The organism is Mycobacterium sp. (assembly GCF_049647605.1).
Lineage (GTDB): Bacteria > Actinomycetota > Actinomycetes > Mycobacteriales > Mycobacteriaceae > Mycobacterium.
Window position 1 is genome coordinate 65,710 of the sequence record NZ_JBARXZ010000161.1, and the last position, 16,734, is coordinate 82,443.

Below are 16,734 nucleotides of genomic sequence, written 5' to 3' on the forward strand. Positions count from 1 at the left end.
CGAGCGGATGTTTCGGTGCCGGGGTTCAGCTCACACTGAAGGCCTGGAGAATTCGATGGTGTCGGCATCATCGCGCTGCTCGTCACGCAGCAGCAAGGACCGTACCACCGGCCGAGGCCCGACGTCCCGAAGCATCTGACTGGCTGGTCGCGGCCGTACGATCTGCGGCCACCAGAACCAACGTCCAAGCAGCGCAGCAATAGACGGTGTCAAGAACGCGCGCACCACCAAGGTGTCGAACAGCAGGCCCAGGCCGATGGTGGTGCCCACCTGGCCGATGATCCGCAGATCGCTGAACACCATCGCGGCCATGGTGAACGCGAACACCAGTCCGGCATTGGTCACGACCTTGCCGGTGCCACCCATGGCGCGGATGATGCCGGTGTTGATGCCGGCGGCGATCTCCTCTTTCATTCGAGAGACCAGCAGTAGGTTGTAGTCAGACCCCACGCCCAGCAGGACGATCACGGCCATCGGAAGCACCATCCAGTGCAAGTTGATGCCCAGGAAGTACTGCCAAACCAGCACCGCCAGGCCAAAAGATGCGCCCAACGACAGCGCCACCGTGCCCACGATGACCAGAGCGGCAACAAAGCTCCGGGTGATGAACAGCATGATCAGGAAGATGAGACACAGCGCGCCGACGGCCGCGATCCACAGATCGTACTTGGAGCCCTCTTGGAGGTCCTTGAACGTCGATGCGCTGCCGGCGATATAGATCTCTGCGCCCTGCAGAGGTGTCGTCTTTATCGCCTCCTCAGCCGCCAGCCGAATCTCATCGATACGCGCCAGGGCCTCAGGTGAGCCGGGATCCCCCTTGTGGGAGATGATGAATCGAGCCGCCTTCCCGTCGGGTGACAGGAAAGAAGCCATGGCTCGCTGGAAGTCCGGGTTCTGGAAGACCTCAGGCGGCAGATAGAAGGTGTCGTCGTTCTTGGCGGCGTCGAACGCCCACCCCATGGTGGTCGTGTCCTCGGTCGAGTTGTTCATCACGTCGAAGATCCCGGACATGGTGCTGTGCATCGTCAGCAACATGGTGTGCATGGACTCCATGTTCGCGATGATCCGCGGCATGACCTCCAGCAGCTGTGGCAGCAACTGGTCCATCTTGTCCAGTTCCACGACGAGGTCATTCATCTTCTCGGTGAGCCGTTCGACCCCGTCGATCGACTCGAAGATATTTTTCAGCGAGAAGCAGAGCGGGATGTTGTAGCAGTGCGGTTCCCAATAGAAGTAATTGCGAATCGGTCTCCAGAAGTCATCGAAATTCGCAATGTTGTCCCGGAGATCGGCCATGATGAGCGTCATCTCTTTGGTGCCGGTGATCGAGTCGTGGGTGATAGCGGTGATCTGCCGTTGTATGTCGTACATACGCTTGGTCAATGCGACTTGCCTGCCGATGAGGTCTGCCTGCTGGAACAGGTCGTCGACGCGTTTTTGCATATGCTTCATCATCTGCTGCTGGCCGGCGTTCTGCATGCTGATCATGAATGGGATCGAGGTGTGCTCGATCGGTGTTCCCTCGGGCCGGGTGATCCCCTGGACACGCGAGACGCCGGGTACCCGGAATATCGCCTTGGCCAGTTTGTGCAGAGTGATGAAATCCTCTGAGTTACGCATGTCCCGATCGAACTCGATCGTCAAGATATCGGGCATCATTCGGGCCTGGGAAAAATGGCGATCAGCGGCCGCGTACCCCAAATTGGCCGGGACGTCGTCCGGTATGTACCGGCGATCGTCGTAGCTCGTCTGATAGCCGGGCAGGGCAAGCAGGCCCAACAGCGTCACCGCCAGCGTTGCGCAGAAGATCGGTCCGGGCCACCGGACGATCGCCGTGCCGACCCGACGCCACCGGCGGACCCCTATCTTGCGCTTGGGGTCGAACAGCCCGAACCGGCTTCCGACCGTCAACACCGCCGGGACCAACGTCAACGCCACGGTGACTGCGACGAGCATGCCCACGGCACACGGCACACCGATGGTCTGGAAGATCGGCATGCGGGTGAAGCTCAGGCACAACAGGGCTCCGGCGATCGTCAAACCCGAACCCAAAACGACCGGGGCCACACTGCGGTAGGTGGTGAAATAGGCCGTTTCCGGATCCTCGCCGGCCTGACGGGCTTCCTGATATCGGCCGAAGAAAAATATCCCGTAGTCGGTTCCGGCCGCCATGGCGAGCGCCACCAGCAAATTGATGGCAAACGTCGACAGCAGAACCATTTCGCCGTGTCCGAGAAAGGCGACGAAGCCCCGGGCCATGAACAATTCGATGCCGACCGTTATCAGCAGGATCACCACGGTGATGACCGAACGGTAGACGACCATGAGTACGGCAAAGATGATGACGGCACCAATGAGCGTCATCTTCAGAATGGATCGCTCGCCGCTGTGCGTCATATCGCCGATGAGAGCTCCGGCCCCGGTGACGTACACCTCCATACCCGGAGGCGGCGGATTCCGGTCGGCGATCTCGCGCACCGCGGCCACCGATTCCTGGCCCACGGTCGTTCCCTGGTCGCCGACCAGATTCAGCTGCACATAGACGGCCTCGCCGTCGGGACTCTGCGCACCGGCAGCGGTGAGCCGATCTCCCCACAGGTCCTGGACATGCTGGACGTGCTGGGGGTCGTTTCTCAGGTCGGCGATCAACCGCTCGTAGTACTCGCGAGCCTCATCGCCAAGGGGTTGTTGGCCCTCCAGCACGATCATCGCGGTGCTGTCCGAGCTGGATTCCTGGAACACAGCGCCCATGCGAGTCATGGCCTGCACCGACGGAGCATCTTTGGGGCTCATCGGCACGGACTGCTCGCGGCCGACCTGTTCCAGCGAGGGGACGGCCAGGGTCAGCAGAAGTGTTACTGCCACCCACGCCAGGATTATCAGCAGCGAGAGCTTGCGGATCGTGCCTGCGATGAACGGGAACCGGTGCGACGAGGCCCCACGGATTCGCGCCTGGTCTTGCAAAGCCGCCACCTACTGCCGTTGGCTCTGCAACAAGGCGCGTACCAGCGGCCGAGGTCCTGTCGGCCGGAGCAAGGCGCTGGCGGGGCGGGGGCGCACTTGCTGGGGCCACCAGAACCACCGCCCCAGAAGCGCGGCAATGGACGGCATCATCAACGCTCGCACGATCAGCGTGTCGAACAGCAGGCCCAGGCCTATCGTGGTGCCGAGTTGGCCGATGCTGCGCAAGTCGCTGACCATCATCGAGCCCATGGTGGCTGCGAACACCAATCCTGCGGTCGTCACCACCTTGCCGGTACCACCCATTGCACGAATGATGGCGGTGTTGATTCCAGCGCCTAATTCATCCTTTATTCGGGCAACCAACAATAAGTTGTAATCGGACCCCACCGCCAGCAAGATGATGACGGCCATCACGAGTACTGCCCAGTGTATTTCTATTCCGAGTACGAATTGCCAGACGAACACGGATACCCCGAAGGCTGCGCCCAACGAGACCAGTACGGTGCCCACGATGACCAGGGCGGCAACAAAGCTTCTTGTCATGACCAGCATGACGATGAAAATCAGGCAAATCGCCGCGACAACCGCGATGAGCAAATCGTATCTGGAGCCCACCACGATGTCTTTTGTCATCGCTGCGGTTCCGGTCAGGTAGATCTGCGAGCCTTCGAGTGGGGTTCCCTTGAGCGCTTCTTCGGCGGAGCTCTTTATGGCGTCCACCCGCGATATGCCCTCGACCGACGCGGGATCGCCTTTTTGGGAAATGAGCATTCGGACGGCTTTGCCATCCGGCGACAAGAAAATGTCCATCACTCGCTTGAAGTCGTCGTTCTCGAAAACTTGAGGCGGAATGTAGAACGAATCGTCATTCTCGGCGGCGTCGAACGCCTTTCCCATCGCGGTCGGACTGGTATTGCCCTCATCCATCTGTCCGAAGACGCCCGACATGGTGCTGTGCATGGTGAGCATCATGGTTCGCATGCTTTCCATGATTGCGATCATCTCCGGGAACTGGACGAGAAATTGCGGCATGAGAACGTCCAGCTTGTCGAGGTTCTCGACCAGGCCTTCCAATTTGTAACTGACCTGATCGATACCGTCGATGGTGTCGAATATGCTTCGCAACGACCAGCAGATCGGAATGTCGTAGCAGTGCGGTTCCCAGTAGAAATAGTTGCGGATCGGTCTCCAGAAATCCTCGAAATTCGCTACATTGTCCCGCAATTCGTTGGTGATGTCCTGCATTTCATGAGTCTTTTGAACCATATCGCGGGTCGTGGCGATCAACTGCTCCATGAGGCCGTACATGTGCCTCATGATCTTTATCATTTCGTCAAGCATTTCGGACTGCTTGAGAATATCGTCCATACGTGCTTTCTGGAACTGCGAGTACTGTTGCAGGCCCGCTTGCTGCATGCTGAGCATGTACGGAATCGTCGAGTGCGCGATCGGTGTTCCCTCGGGCCTGGTGATGGCCTGCACCTTCGAAATTCCGGGAACAGCCAGAACGGCTTTTGCCAACTTGTTCAGAACAAGAAAATCGGCTGAATTGCGAAGATCTCGATCCGTCTCGACCAGCAACACCTCGGGCGCCATCATGGCTGCCGGGGGGAAATGTCGTGCCGCTGCGGCCATCCCCTGGCTGGCGGGAATGTCCTGAGGCAGATACTGCTGGTCGTTGTAGCTGGGTTTGAATCCGGGCAGCGCCAACAGGCCCAGGAGGGTGACCGCCATCGTCGCAGCCAGGATGGGCGCCGGCCACCGGACCGTTGCCGTGCCCACCCGCCGCCATCCGCGGGCCCGGACTTTCCGCTTGGGCTCGAACAGGCCGAAACGGCTTCCCACCGCTATGACGGCCGGAAACAGTGTGAGGGCAACCGCAACCGATACGAGCACACTCACCGCGCAGGGGATGCCGAGGGTTTGAGACGACGGGAGCCGGGTGAAGCTCAGGCAGAGGATCGCCCCGGCGATTGTCAAACCGGATGCCAGCACAACTTTGGCAACCCCACGAAAGGTGGTGTAGTACGCCCTTTCCCGGTCTTCGCCGGCCTCGCGCGCCTCCTGGTACCTGCCGACAAAGAAGATTCCGTAGTCGGTGCCCGCTGCGATGCACAGTGACACCAGCAGATTGACGGCGAAGGTGGTGATGCCGATGATCTCGTGATAGCCGAGAAGTGCGACGACACCCCGGGCGGCCAGCAGCTGTATTGCGACCACCAGTAGCAGGAGAACGACGGTGACGACCGAACGGTAGACGAGGAGCAACATCAGGAAGATCACCGCGATGCTCACCGCCGTGATGAGCAGAACGGTTCTGTTGCCACTGTTGGCGATATCCGAGGCGATTGCCGACGGACCGGTCACATATGCCTGGACGCCCGGCGGTGCCGGCGTCTGCTCGACGATCTGCCGAACAGCTGCCACCGATGCGTTGGCAGACACCTCGCCGGGGTTGTTGGCAAGACTCACCTGGACATACGCGGCTTTACCGTCGGCGCTCTGGGCGGCACCTCTGGTGAGGTCGTCGCCCCAGAAGTCCTGAATGTGCTGCACGTGCGTGGAATCGTCGCGCAACTGATCGATCAGGCTGCGGTAGTACTGGTGGGCATCGTCGCCGAGCGGTTCCTGCCCCTCCAGGACGATCATCACCGTCCCGCCGGAATCGGACTCCCCGAATTGCTCGCTCATGCGTGCCAACGCCTCGAAGGACGGTGCATCAGTGGGATTCAACGAAACGGCCTGCTGCTGCTCGACCTGCTCCAGCGAAGGCACGGCGACACTCAGGACAACGGCGATCGCCAACCAGCCCAAGATGACGGCCACCGAGAATCGATGGATGGTCTTGGCCACCAATGGTCGGCTTTCTGATGTTCGATGGTTGCTCATGCGGCCTTCAACAGGCAGGACGTGAAGGCGCTCACTGCGTGCTTGACCTTCTCGGATTTGACCACGTCGTCCACCAGCAGTCGGCAGCCGATGCTGTCACCGTCGCTCTGTGCCGCGATACTTCCGACGCCTGTCGCCGAGGTGATCGGGAAGTCCAGGGCCCACGGCAGGGGCACACCCTCGATGTACTGCGGGTCGCCGTCGGCGTCGAAATAGCTGATGTCGGCGGAAGTCCCGGGAGGTCCGAAGACCTCGTACCGCAGGTACTTCGGGTTGACCGGCTGGGCTGAGTCGGTTCTGGTGTCACCGTAGGAAAGGTTGTCCTCAGAACCGAAAATTCCGTGCAGCTGCGACACCGTCCATCCGCCGGCGGCGATCACAGCCAACGAGACGAGTGGAATCCACAGTCGCTTCAACAATTTGATGAAGGCGGCTCCCGGAGACCGCCGAACCCGCCGTGGCCCACCCGGTGTTCGAGGTTCCGGTTCCGGCGCAGCCGGCTCAGATCGCCCCTCCAGAGGGGATCTTCCTGGCGACTGCTGGTCGACTTCCGGGTAGCCGGCGACGGCGATATCGGAACGGGCTGGCTTCCCGTCGGGCAGACTGCCGTGGACCACCGAACCTACCTTTCCACCGGTTTCCCTGCCTGGCGTCATGCCAACCAATCGGACACCCCACCGCACCTTAGGCCGCGACATCTCCCGTTACAACAAGTATGCGGTGTGTCACGGGCTGACTGGTCGGCGGTCCTCGCGTGAAGGAACAGCGCCTCGGAGTGCGACCGTTGTTGACGCCAGAGTCAATCACGCCGATCGTCGCTGCAGGGGCGTTTTCGCAAACGTGACGGTTGATGGTGCTGACTGCGGCGGGCTCACCGTCCGGACCTCACCTCACCCAGCTTCGTATCGGCGGCGCAGCAGAACTGTGAATCCTGGACTGAACTGCAGGTTTGGCGGTAGATCGCCGGGGTTGGTGGCTGCCCGGTGGGCTGCGCGCGAGGCTGCGCTCGGGCGGCGCGCCGGCGTCGATCGGGTGTGGTCTGATCGGTTGAGGCAATGCCGGAACAAATATGGAAAGGGCTCACGCCTACCGATCGCGTCGTAACGCATTGAGCTTGGACCGTAACGGCGGTATAAAGAAAAACCTCGGCCGCGCTGCGCGCCCTGTTGCTAGGGTGAGCCGCTACGGCGGCTGGTGACGAGACGACGCCAGGCACCACTTCAACCACCAACACCCACGCGCGGAAATGAGCGATCCGATGCCGGCCGAACCGACCACGCTGAGCCGGTCGGAAGGGTATTTCCCGACCTGGCTGCGGTCCCGTGGTTTCATCGGCCCGGTTGTTGCGATCGGTGTTGTCCAGTTGGTGGCAGCGATGGATGGCCCTGTTGTAGTTTTTGCCCTGCCTCGAATACAAAGCGAGCTGGGTCTGTCGGATGCGGGGCGTAGCTGGGTGGTCAGCGCCTACTTGCTGACCTTCGGTGGACTGATCCTGCTGGGCGGCCGTCTCGGCGACACCTTCGGCCGCAAGCGCACTTTCATAGCCGGCGTTGCACTCTTCACCGTCGCGTCGGCGCTGTGCAGCATCGCCTGGACCGGAGGCGCGCTCGTCGCGGCCCGACTACTGCACGGCGTGGCCGCCGCGATCGTCGCCCCGACATGTACGGCGCTGCTGGCAACCGCATTTCCCAAGGGGCCGGCACGCAATGCCGCGACGGCGGTGTTCGGAGCGATGGCCAGTATCGGCGCGGTGCTGGGTCTGGTGTTGGGTGGGGTCCTCACCGAGGTGTCGTGGCGACTGGTATTTGTGCTGAACGTGCCGATCGGGCTATTGGTGATCTACCTGGCGTACACCATGCTGCAGGAAACCCAGAAAGAACGGATGAGGCTGGACGTCGCGGGGGCCGGTCTGGCCACGTTGACCTTCATCGCAGCGGTTTTCGGTCTGTCGATGGGGCCGGAGCAGGGCTGGCTGTCGGCGCTGACGATCGGATCGGCTCTGGTTGCGCTGGTGACCTTCCTGGCCTTCATCGTGGTACAGCGGCGCGCCGAGAATCCGATAGTGCCGTTCAGTCTGTTCGTCGACCGCAGCCGGCTGGCCACCTACATGTCGATGTTCCTGGTCAGTGGGTTGGGATTCACCCTGACCGTGCTGATTGCCCTCTACTTGCAGAACGTCATGGGTTACAGCCCCCTGCAAGCCGGTTTGGCCTTCATCCCGATAGCGATCGCAATGGCTGTCGGCACGGTCATCTCGTCACGACTCGTGGCGCGGATGTCGCCCCGCGCGATCGTGATCACCGGCGCTGTCCTGGTGCTCGGCGGAACACTCTGTGGCGGCTTGAATCTCAGCCGCGACATACCGTACTTCCCGAATCTGGTCTTGCCGATCGTCGTCGGCGCCATCGGTATCGGCATGATCACCGTGCCGCTGGGCCTCTCGCTGGTGGCCAGCGTCGGGCCGGATCGGATCGGCCCGGCTTCGGCGATCCTGGTGATGCTGCAGAGCCTTGGCGGCCCACTGGTGCTGGTCGTCATCCAGGCTGTCATCACCTTGCACATCCGCAGCCTGGGTGGCGCCGAGGAGTCGGTGCGAACCATGAGCGCGCTCCAGTTGAACGCACTGGATCTCGGCTACGCCTACGGGGTGCTGTGGCTGGCGGGGGTGGCGGTACTGCTCGGTGCGGTGGCGCTGCTCATCGGCTACACCTCCCAAGACGTGGCGCACGGGCAGAAAGTCCAACAAGCCACCGAGTCCGGCGAACTCGGGACCGGCGGACCGTGAGTCAGGCGATCTCGCCGGTGAGCCCGAACTCGGCCAGTGTGCGGGCAGCCAACGCGCCCAACGCAGCCTTGGTGGTCACGGAGGCGGGATGGTAGGCGCAGACGTAGATGGAGACCTTGTTGAGCTCCTGGACGGTGCCGTAATAGACGTGGAGTTGACCGCCGGTTCGTTCCAGCCAGCCCCGAGTCAGGTGCTGGCTGGCTCCGCGGGCGAAAGCGGCGTCGCACAGCGAGCCATCGGGACGAATCGCCGCCGGCCCGGTGTCTCCGAGATTGGAACACACCGCGGGCTTCTCCGGGTCGTCAAGCGCATAGTCGATCAGCTGTCGCCACGCTCTTTTTGGGGTGAACGGGGTCAGCGGAACAAGCAGCGATGCCTCGTCTTGCGTTTCCTTGAAAGCCTTGAGCGCAGTCTTGATCGCGGTGCGGGTCCCACGCAGATCCGTGGTCACCTCCGCCGGGTCGATACCGACACGGGTGAACGACACCGCCACCGCTCGGGCATCGTCGGCCGTGGTGCGGTCGTTGACCGTGAGTACCGTCGGGATGTTTCCGGCCTCGCCGTGTTGGCGCCCCATGTGCTCATCGAGTTTTGCGGTCAGCGCGGCGGCCAGCGCACTGTTTGTTCCCCCGAGAGTCTCGGCGCGAGAACTCCATTCATCGAACTCGATCTGAATCCAGATACTCGGCGCGGTGATGGGTTGGTCCGGGTCGGAAGTCGGTGCCGTGATGGGCCGCGACTGTGGGGATCGGTCGGCGGCGCTGCGACGGCGTCGGGCTTCCTGCACCGCCGCGATGAATGCCCGGGCTGCCAGGGGTGCGTCCCGGGCGGTCTCGTGGGCATCCTGGACCAGCGCATGCAGTCGAGTCCGCGACTGCGGCGGCGGATAGTCGAGGTTGCGGGACATACCGAGAATCGCTTCGGTCACCGCGACGGCACCGCCGATACCGTCGATGACATAGTGGGACAGCACCAAGCTGATCGCGGTCGATCCCTCCGCGAGCGGAAGGACACTCAGGCGCCACCCGGGTCCCGATTCCGGATCGATGGGTAGCTGCGTGCATTCATCGAACCAATCGCCGAGTTCCGCGCGCGGACGGGAGTATTCGGCGATCTCGACTTCTGATGGCTGCGGAGCCGAGACCCATCGATGCCGGCCGAACGGCAACGGAGAGCGCTCGATGAGCCGCCCCAGCAATCCGAGGTTGAGATCACGGTGAAAGCGCTCGAGCCCAGCGAAATCGACGTCGCGGTCGTATACCCAACCGACCTGCATGACTTCTTTCTGGCCGACGGCCCGATGCCCCTCGTAGAAGGCTTGGTCCAGCAGCGCCAGCCGATTGTCGGGTCGCGGGGGACGGTTAGCTGTTGCGTGGTCACGGCGCGGGACGGCGCGAGCCTCGGCGGAGTGGGACCGACTCATCGCGTCAGAGTAGCGGATTCGGTGCGATCGCCCGGCAGAGTTCGAACCTGGATCACGACGTGTGCTGATGGTGTCGGCAGTCCTGGCGCCGCGACAACCGAGACGGGGCGATACTCTGGGAATCTCTACCGAAGTGGTTGTCGGAAACCATATCCCGATGCTGTGAGTTCTGGAGCCGGGCGCTGTCCGGCAATGTGCCCGGACCAGATGCTGTTCCATTCTGAAACAGCACGGAGTGATCAGGTAATGAGGTAACACGTGTCAGTGGCTGATGTTTTAATTGCGCGGGGAGACTTCGAAAGGCGTTCTGGCAAATGAATCGACGGCAACCATTCGCGCAGTCCGGGACGGCTCGCCGCCCGGTTGCTCTGTTTGTGATGGGCTTTGGCCGCTCGGGAACGTCGGCGCTCACCCGAGTCCTCTCGTTGTGCGGCCCGGCACTGCCGGCCGGACTGCTGGGTGCGACCTCGAGCAATCCGCGGGGCTATTGGGAGCCGCGTGCCGCCATCCATCTCAACGAAGTGATCCTCCGCCGCCACGGTGCCTCCGCATACGACCTGAAACTGCGTCGGGAGGACGATACGGCGGGCGCGGAGGGGAACGCCGCCAGCATCGCCGAGATCGCCGAGTTCTTCACCACCTTGCCGGTGGCGCCGGTGGTGATCATCAAGGAACCGAAGATGACCGCGGTGAGTGACCTGTGGTTCGAAGCGGCGACCCAGGCCGGATTCGACGTTGCGGCCGTAATCGCGGTTCGGCACCCGGGGGAGTGCATCGGGTCGGTTGAAAAGCGGGCTCGGCGCCAGCTTTACGTGGGATCGTCTCCGGAACTGGTGAGTGCTTGGTGGTTGAAATACTCACTGCTGGCGGAGCGAGACACCCGCGGGGTGCGGCGCGTTTTTGTCGAGTACTCCAACCTGCTGGAGGACTGGCGGCGGGAAGTGAAGCGGATTTCCACGGCGCTCGAGATCGACCTCGACAACCAGGATGCGGAAGCGGTCGACCAATTTCTCCGGCCCGACCTTCGGCACCATCGAGACTGCGGGCCGGTGACGGAACCCTTCGGGACGGACTGGATTCGGGTGACGTACGAGGCGTTGAGTGCGGCCGCACAGGACGAGTCCTGGGACGAATCTGCGCTGGATCAGGTCTTCGATGGGTATGAGGCGAGTGAGCGCGGTTTCCGGGCGGCGTTCGGCGATTCTCGCCGCTACCGCAACCTGAATCGTTTTCTCCGGCCGTCCATGGTGAAGCTGGCCCTCGAGGGGCTCGCGATGGCCCACCGGCGCAAGGGCACCTGGGCCTAGCCTGACCGGCGTCCCGCCGAGCGCTCCTGGACCTGAAAGGTCGTGACAACGCCGTGAAGTTTGTGCTGGCCTTCTACGGAACTCGTGGTGACGTCGAGCCGGGTATCGCTGTCGGTCGCGAACTGGTGCGCCGGGGTCACGATGTTTGCATGGCAGTTCCGCCCGACCTGATCGGCTCGGTTGAGTCGGTCGGAGTATCCGCTGTTGCCTACGGACCGGACACCCAGGCGTGGCTGGAAGACACCCGCGACTTCTGGGCGTACTTCTTCCGCAACTTCTGGAGATTCCGCGAGGTGAGGACGTTCCTACGTAAGTCGCGCGAGCCCGGCATGAAGGCGTGGGCCGAGATGAGCACGACGCTGACGTCGCTGACCGAAGATGCCGACCTCCTCATCACTGGCGTGAGCTACCAAGAGCTGGCCACGAACGTCTCGGAATACCGGGATATCCCGTTGGCCACCGTGCTCTGGTTCCCGATACGGGTCAACGGTCACCTTGTTCCGAACCTGCCGGCGCCGTTGATCCGAACTGCGATGAGAGCCTACGAGTGGTTGGTCTGGCTCGGGGTGAAGAAGGTGGAAGGCGCCCAGCGAACAGCACTGCAACTACCGCAGGCGGCGGGTCCCGCCCCCGGCCGGATCACCGAACGCGGTTCCCTGGAGATCCAGGCCTACGACGCGGTGTGCTTCCCGGGCCTGGCGGCCGAATGGGAGACCAAGAACAAGAAAGGCCAGCCGAGCAATCCCGAAAACAAACCCCTGAACAGACCCTTTGTCGGCACCCTGACCTTGGGGTCGGCTTCTGAGGCCGATGCGGACGTGGCGTCGTGGATCGCCGCGGGCTCACCACCAATTTGTTTCGGATTCGGCAGCATTCCGGTGCAATCACCGGCCGATATGGTGGCGATGATTGCCGGGGCCTGTGCGCAATTGGGGGAGCGGGCGTTGGTGTGCGCCGGCTGGACCGACTTCAGCAGCGCCGCGCACTTCGACCATGTCAAGGTGGTCGGCGCAGTGAATTACGCGGCGGTCTTTCCGGCCTGCCGGGCTGTTGTCCATCACGGGGGTGCGGGCACCACGGCTGCGAGCCTGCGCGCCGGGGTTCCGACATTGATTCTCTGGATGGCGGATGTTCAAGTGATGTGGGGAGCCGCGATCAAGCGACTCGGGGTGGGCACCTCTCGGCGGTTCTCGACAGCCACCCAGAAATCTTTGGTTGCCGATCTGCGGAGGATCCTGGCTCCGGAGTACAGAACTCGGGCCCGTGCGGTCGCTGCCCGGATGACCGAACCGGCCGCAAGCGTGGCGGCCGCCGCTGACCTGGTCGAGGAATTTGCGCGCCTGCCGGCGCAATCCAGCGACTCACACGATGCCTGAGCCGTGCGCCAGCATCGACAATCCCATCACCGTCAGGATGACGATCACGAGCTGCTTACGGTGTGCAGACGTCCAGTCGTGCAGACGCTGTAGTGCCGCTTGGGTTTTTGCCGGTGCAATCAGATAGGTGACGAGAATGATCTCGACCACGGCCAGTACCCCCAGGACGTACACGATGGCGGCGATGACCTGGGTGCTCACCGCGGCCCCTGAAGCCACGATGATGGCGAGCGAGAACAAGATCACGTCGGGAGCCGGCCCCATCGACAGCCCGACCACCCATGAGACCCAGGCGGATCCGTTCTCCCAGGCATTGTGGGCGAGTTTGATCAGTCGCCGGACCGTGGATCCACCCACGGCCGCCGCATCAGGCGTGTGGTCCGGCGACGGGGAGAGAGCCGGCGGTGCCGTCGAGTCCGGCACGAGGACCGAGGTGGTTTCTTCCGGTGCGAGCACGAGTGTCAGCTGACGCTGTCGCCTCAGTGCCGGCACCGCGATCAGCGCGGCGATCAGTAGCGCAAGCGCCCCTGCACCGATCTGGATGTATCGAATGGCGGAGCCCGACTCCGGGGCCGCCCAATCCTCGGTGAATGTCCCGAACGCCGGGGTGTGATGCAGCAGGATGAGCGGAACCACCAGTGCAGGGATGCCCATCGTCAGGCTGCCTGCCCAGTAGGCGAGCAGGTTCTGCAGGGGACGGGGCCGCGAGCTCACCAGAAGTGTGACGCCGAGCCGCACGGGATTGAGCATCCCGACAACGGCCAGTGCCAGAAGTGCACTCCACATTGCCGGGACGCTACCTCGATTGAACGGCAGCCGTCGCCGGATCCGTCGGCAAGCATATTGAGGAAACCCCCGGCAGAACAGGAACATTCGCCCGCCGAACCCGAGTGGCACGGTGATGGGGGCCGAGCCGGTCTGATTCAGAAGCAGCCGTGTAACACGGCCCGAATCCAAGTCGGTGGAGGTCTGATCTTCCAAAACTCCGCGACGCGAGGGCATCGCTGTCTAAACTCAGCGCCGCTAGCACCCGCATTACAGACAGAGGCATAAGTGACAATAACCGATCACGACGTCAGATCTCTGTATCTCGACTTGCTCCGCCGCAATCTCACCAGATACGGGATGCACGAGCGGGTTCCCTCAGAGTGGCCGCTGCGGCGACGTCTTCTCCTCAAAGCGGTCAACACCCTGACCCCGATACTCAGGGGTTCGGGCAAGTCTGAGCAGTCAGCACGTGATCTGGGTCTGGACTGGCCGGCGGAAGCCGAGACGATGATCGGAATGCAGAGGCTCACCAGCCTCCAGCATTGTGTCGAGACGGTACTGGAGGACGATGTCCCCGGTGACCTGATCGAATGTGGAGTGTGGCGCGGCGGGGCGTGCATCTTGATGCGCGCGGTGCTGGCCGCTTATGGCGATCACACCAGGAACGTCTGGCTGGCCGACTCGTTCCAGGGTGTGCCACGCTCGGATCCCACCAATTACAAAGCGGACAAGGGGATTAGGGCGGACTTCGCCGCGGGCATTCTGGGGGTGTCGGAGGAGCAGGTCAGGGCGAATTTCGAGCGCTATGGGCTCCTCGATGACCGGGTGCGATTCTTGCCCGGCTGGTTCAAAGACACCCTGCAGGACGCTCCGATCGATCGGATCTCGGTGTTGAGACTCGACGGCGACCTCTACGAATCCACGATTCAAGCGCTCGACGCGCTCTACCCGCGACTGTCCCCCGGTGGTTTCTGCATCATCGACGACTATTCGGCGGTGAAGGCGTGTGAGAAGGCCGTCACCGATTACCGCGCCAAGCATGGAATCTCCGCGGAGATCGTCGATATCGACGGGACGGGTGTCTTGTGGCGCAAGTGATGAGTGCTGTCGGGCATCGAGCGCAGCATTGGCGTCGGGCATGCCTGAGACTGCACTAGTTCGAATCGGTGTCCTGGGTGCTGCGCGAATCGCACCGGGGGCGCTGATCAATCCGGCGAAGCAGAGCACCGAAGTCGAAGTGACCGCCGTGGCTGCGCGCGACGGGGCGCGTGCTCGAGCATTCGCCGCCAAACACGGAATCCCACGTGTGCATGACGACTACGAGGCTCTGATCTCCGACCCGGACATCGATGCTGTCTACAACCCGCTGCCGAACGGCTTGCACGGCACATGGACTCGTGCCGCCCTCGAACGGGGCAAGCATGTGCTGTGTGAAAAGCCGTTCACAGCCAATGCGGCAGAGGCCCGCGAGGTCGCGGCGGTGGCGGCGCGATCGGACCGGGTGGTGATGGAGGCATTCCATTACCGCTACCACCCGTTGGCGCTGCGGGTGGAACAGATCATCGCCACCGGAGAGGTCGGCACGTTGAGGCGGGTGGAGGCGGCTATGTGCTTTCCGCTGCCCAAGTTCTCCGATATCCGCTACAAGTACTCACTTGCCGGTGGCGCCACAATGGATGCCGGATGCTATGCGGTCCACATGGTGCGCACGTTCGGTGGTTCCACTCCTGAGGTTGTTTCAGCACAAGCGAAACTGCATGACCCACAGGTGGATCGGGCGATGACCGCCGAGTTGCGGTTCTCCGGCGGGCACACCGGCCGGGTGCAGTGCTCGATGTGGTCGTCGAGTCTGTTGCGGTTGAGCGCCAGAGTTGTCGGTGACCGCGGTGAGCTGCGCGTGCTCAACCCGGCGGCACCGCAACTGTTCCACCGGCTCTCGGTGCGGACAGCCGACGGAAGCAGGGTGGAGCGGTTTCCGCGACGCCCGAGCTATGCGTATCAGCTCGATGCCTTCGCGGCCGGTGTGCTGCGTGGTGAGCGGGTGAAGACGGGACCCGAGGACGCCGTCGAGAACATGATCGTCATTGACGAGATCTATCGCGCGGCCGGACTGGGGCCGCGGATACCGACCTGAACGGCTATTGCTGCTGCTGTCCTCAGCACAGTTTGAAAAATTTGCCAGAAACTAACTATCGTGGATGACAATAACGCTACGGTGAGGATCGCCGAGCGGAGACCTGCCTGACTCCGAGGTGGGGATGTAGGAAAGGCGTTGTGCATGTTCATAGCTGAGAAATCTTCCGGTGAGTCGACTGCCATGACTCGTCTGATGGTCGTTACCGGTCTATCGGGGGCCGCACTGAGCGCTGGCGTTCTCTTTGCGTCCGCTGCGGTGGCCGCGCCCCTGGACCCGGAGCTGCTGTCGCCGGCTTCCGGCTGTTCGCTCCCGACGGATGTCGATTGCAGCAACAGCGAATCGACGGGGCGGATCGGTGCGAGCGGTGCACCGATGGCGTTTGTTGCGCTGTCGCCGCTGACCTACCAGGGCCCATTTCTGGGACTGTTCGGCAATGGCGTCGATGCGGCAGCGGACTGCGTCGGGAATGCGTGCAACGGTGGCAACGGCGGGCTGCTCTGGGGTAACGGCGGTAACGGCGCCAACGGAGGGCACGGCGGCAGCGCCTGGCTATTCGGAAACGGCGGAAACGGCAGTGATGCAATCGCTCTCGGGCAAGCCGGCGGTAACGGCGGCAATAGCGGCTTCTTCTTTGGTAACGGCGGCAATGGTGGCAACGGCCAGACGGGCGCGACGGGTTCCCCGGGCGTGAACCTGCCGCCGCCGAACAGCACCCGAGCCCAGAACGGCCAGAATGGCAAGACCCTTGTGGACTTCGGCGACCAAACCGGCGCTGCCGGAGGAGCCGGTCAGGCCGGCGGCGCGTACCCGGTCGGCACAATCTGCTGCCTTGCCATACCCGCCGGCGGCGCCGGCGGTTCCGGCGCGTGGGTGACCAGCTTCGACGGAGACGCCAATGGCGGTGACGGGGGAACTGGCGGCGCCGGTGGCCTCGGAGGGCATGGCGGCAACGGCGGTTCGGGCGGGGTGGCCTTCACCTACTCGCGAACGACGGGAGTCGCACGAGGCGGCGCCGGCGGTACCGGCGGCGCCGGTAGCAACGGTGCCAACGGTGGCCAGGGCGGAAACGGTGGGATGGCTTGGGG

General features: G+C 63.0%; 11 protein-coding genes. 6 read left to right on the forward strand and 5 right to left on the reverse strand.

From position 1 onward, the window contains the following. Positions 1 to 30 precede the first annotated feature (30 nt). The 3 genes from WBB07_RS21070 to WBB07_RS21080 are packed head-to-tail and all read right to left on the reverse strand — an operon-like array spanning position 31 to position 6,269. Positions 31 to 2,946 (reverse strand): MMPL/RND family transporter, encoded by a 2,916-nt coding sequence (locus WBB07_RS21070; protein WP_526310319.1) that lies wholly within the window; start codon positions 2,944 to 2,946, stop codon positions 31 to 33. 27 nt (positions 2,947 to 2,973) lie between these two features. Continuing rightward, on the reverse strand, positions 2,974 to 5,853 hold the full coding sequence (locus tag WBB07_RS21075) for an MMPL/RND family transporter (protein WP_526310308.1): 2,880 nt from the start codon (positions 5,851 to 5,853) through the stop codon (positions 2,974 to 2,976). Beyond that, complete coding sequence (locus WBB07_RS21080) at positions 5,850 to 6,269, reverse strand: MmpS family transport accessory protein (RefSeq protein WP_526310309.1); 420 nt, start codon at positions 6,267 to 6,269, stop codon at positions 5,850 to 5,852. The genes WBB07_RS21075 and WBB07_RS21080 overlap by 4 nt, the downstream gene beginning before the upstream one ends. An 842-nt stretch (positions 6,270 to 7,111) precedes the next feature. Here WBB07_RS21080 and WBB07_RS21085 point away from each other — a divergent pair. Further along, on the forward strand, positions 7,112 to 8,638 hold the full coding sequence (locus WBB07_RS21085) for an MFS transporter (RefSeq protein ID WP_526310310.1): 1,527 nt from the start codon (positions 7,112 to 7,114) through the stop codon (positions 8,636 to 8,638). Between the two features lies 1 nt (position 8,639). On the opposite strand, the gene WBB07_RS21090 is transcribed toward WBB07_RS21085, so the two are convergent. Further along, a complete protein-coding gene (locus WBB07_RS21090) occupies positions 8,640 to 10,061 on the reverse strand; it encodes a hypothetical protein (protein ID WP_526310311.1) in 1,422 nt (473 codons plus the stop codon). Positions 10,062 to 10,438: 377 nt separating this feature from the next. Here WBB07_RS21090 and WBB07_RS21095 point away from each other — a divergent pair, with 377 nt between their 5' ends. Both WBB07_RS21095 and WBB07_RS21100 read left to right on the forward strand, forming a co-directional pair. Then, positions 10,439 to 11,368 carry a sulfotransferase family protein gene (locus WBB07_RS21095; protein ID WP_526310312.1) on the forward strand — a complete coding sequence of 310 codons (930 nt, stop codon included), beginning with the start codon at positions 10,439 to 10,441 and terminating at the stop codon, positions 11,366 to 11,368. 53 nt (positions 11,369 to 11,421) lie between these two features. After that, positions 11,422 to 12,744 (forward strand): glycosyltransferase, encoded by a 1,323-nt coding sequence (locus tag WBB07_RS21100; protein WP_526310313.1) that lies wholly within the window; start codon positions 11,422 to 11,424, stop codon positions 12,742 to 12,744. Here WBB07_RS21100 and WBB07_RS21105 read toward each other — a convergent pair. After that, complete coding sequence (locus tag WBB07_RS21105) at positions 12,730 to 13,530, reverse strand: GAP family protein (protein ID WP_526310314.1); 801 nt, start codon at positions 13,528 to 13,530, stop codon at positions 12,730 to 12,732. The two genes, WBB07_RS21100 and WBB07_RS21105, sit on opposite strands and share 15 nt — an antisense overlap. A gap of 267 nt (positions 13,531 to 13,797) precedes the next feature. Here WBB07_RS21105 and WBB07_RS21110 point away from each other — a divergent pair, with 267 nt between their 5' ends. From WBB07_RS21110 to WBB07_RS21120, 3 genes are all read left to right on the forward strand, one after another. Continuing rightward, positions 13,798 to 14,610: a TylF/MycF/NovP-related O-methyltransferase gene (locus WBB07_RS21110; protein ID WP_526310315.1), complete on the forward strand. Its 813-nt coding sequence runs from the start codon at positions 13,798 to 13,800 to the stop codon at positions 14,608 to 14,610. A gap of 40 nt (positions 14,611 to 14,650) precedes the next feature. Further along, positions 14,651 to 15,646 (forward strand): Gfo/Idh/MocA family protein, encoded by a 996-nt coding sequence (locus WBB07_RS21115; protein WP_526310316.1) that lies wholly within the window; start codon positions 14,651 to 14,653, stop codon positions 15,644 to 15,646. Positions 15,647 to 15,829: 183 nt separating this feature from the next. Next, positions 15,830 to 16,734 (forward strand): PGRS repeat-containing protein (locus WBB07_RS21120; RefSeq protein WP_526310317.1); only part of this gene is annotated, 905 nt, incomplete at its 3' end.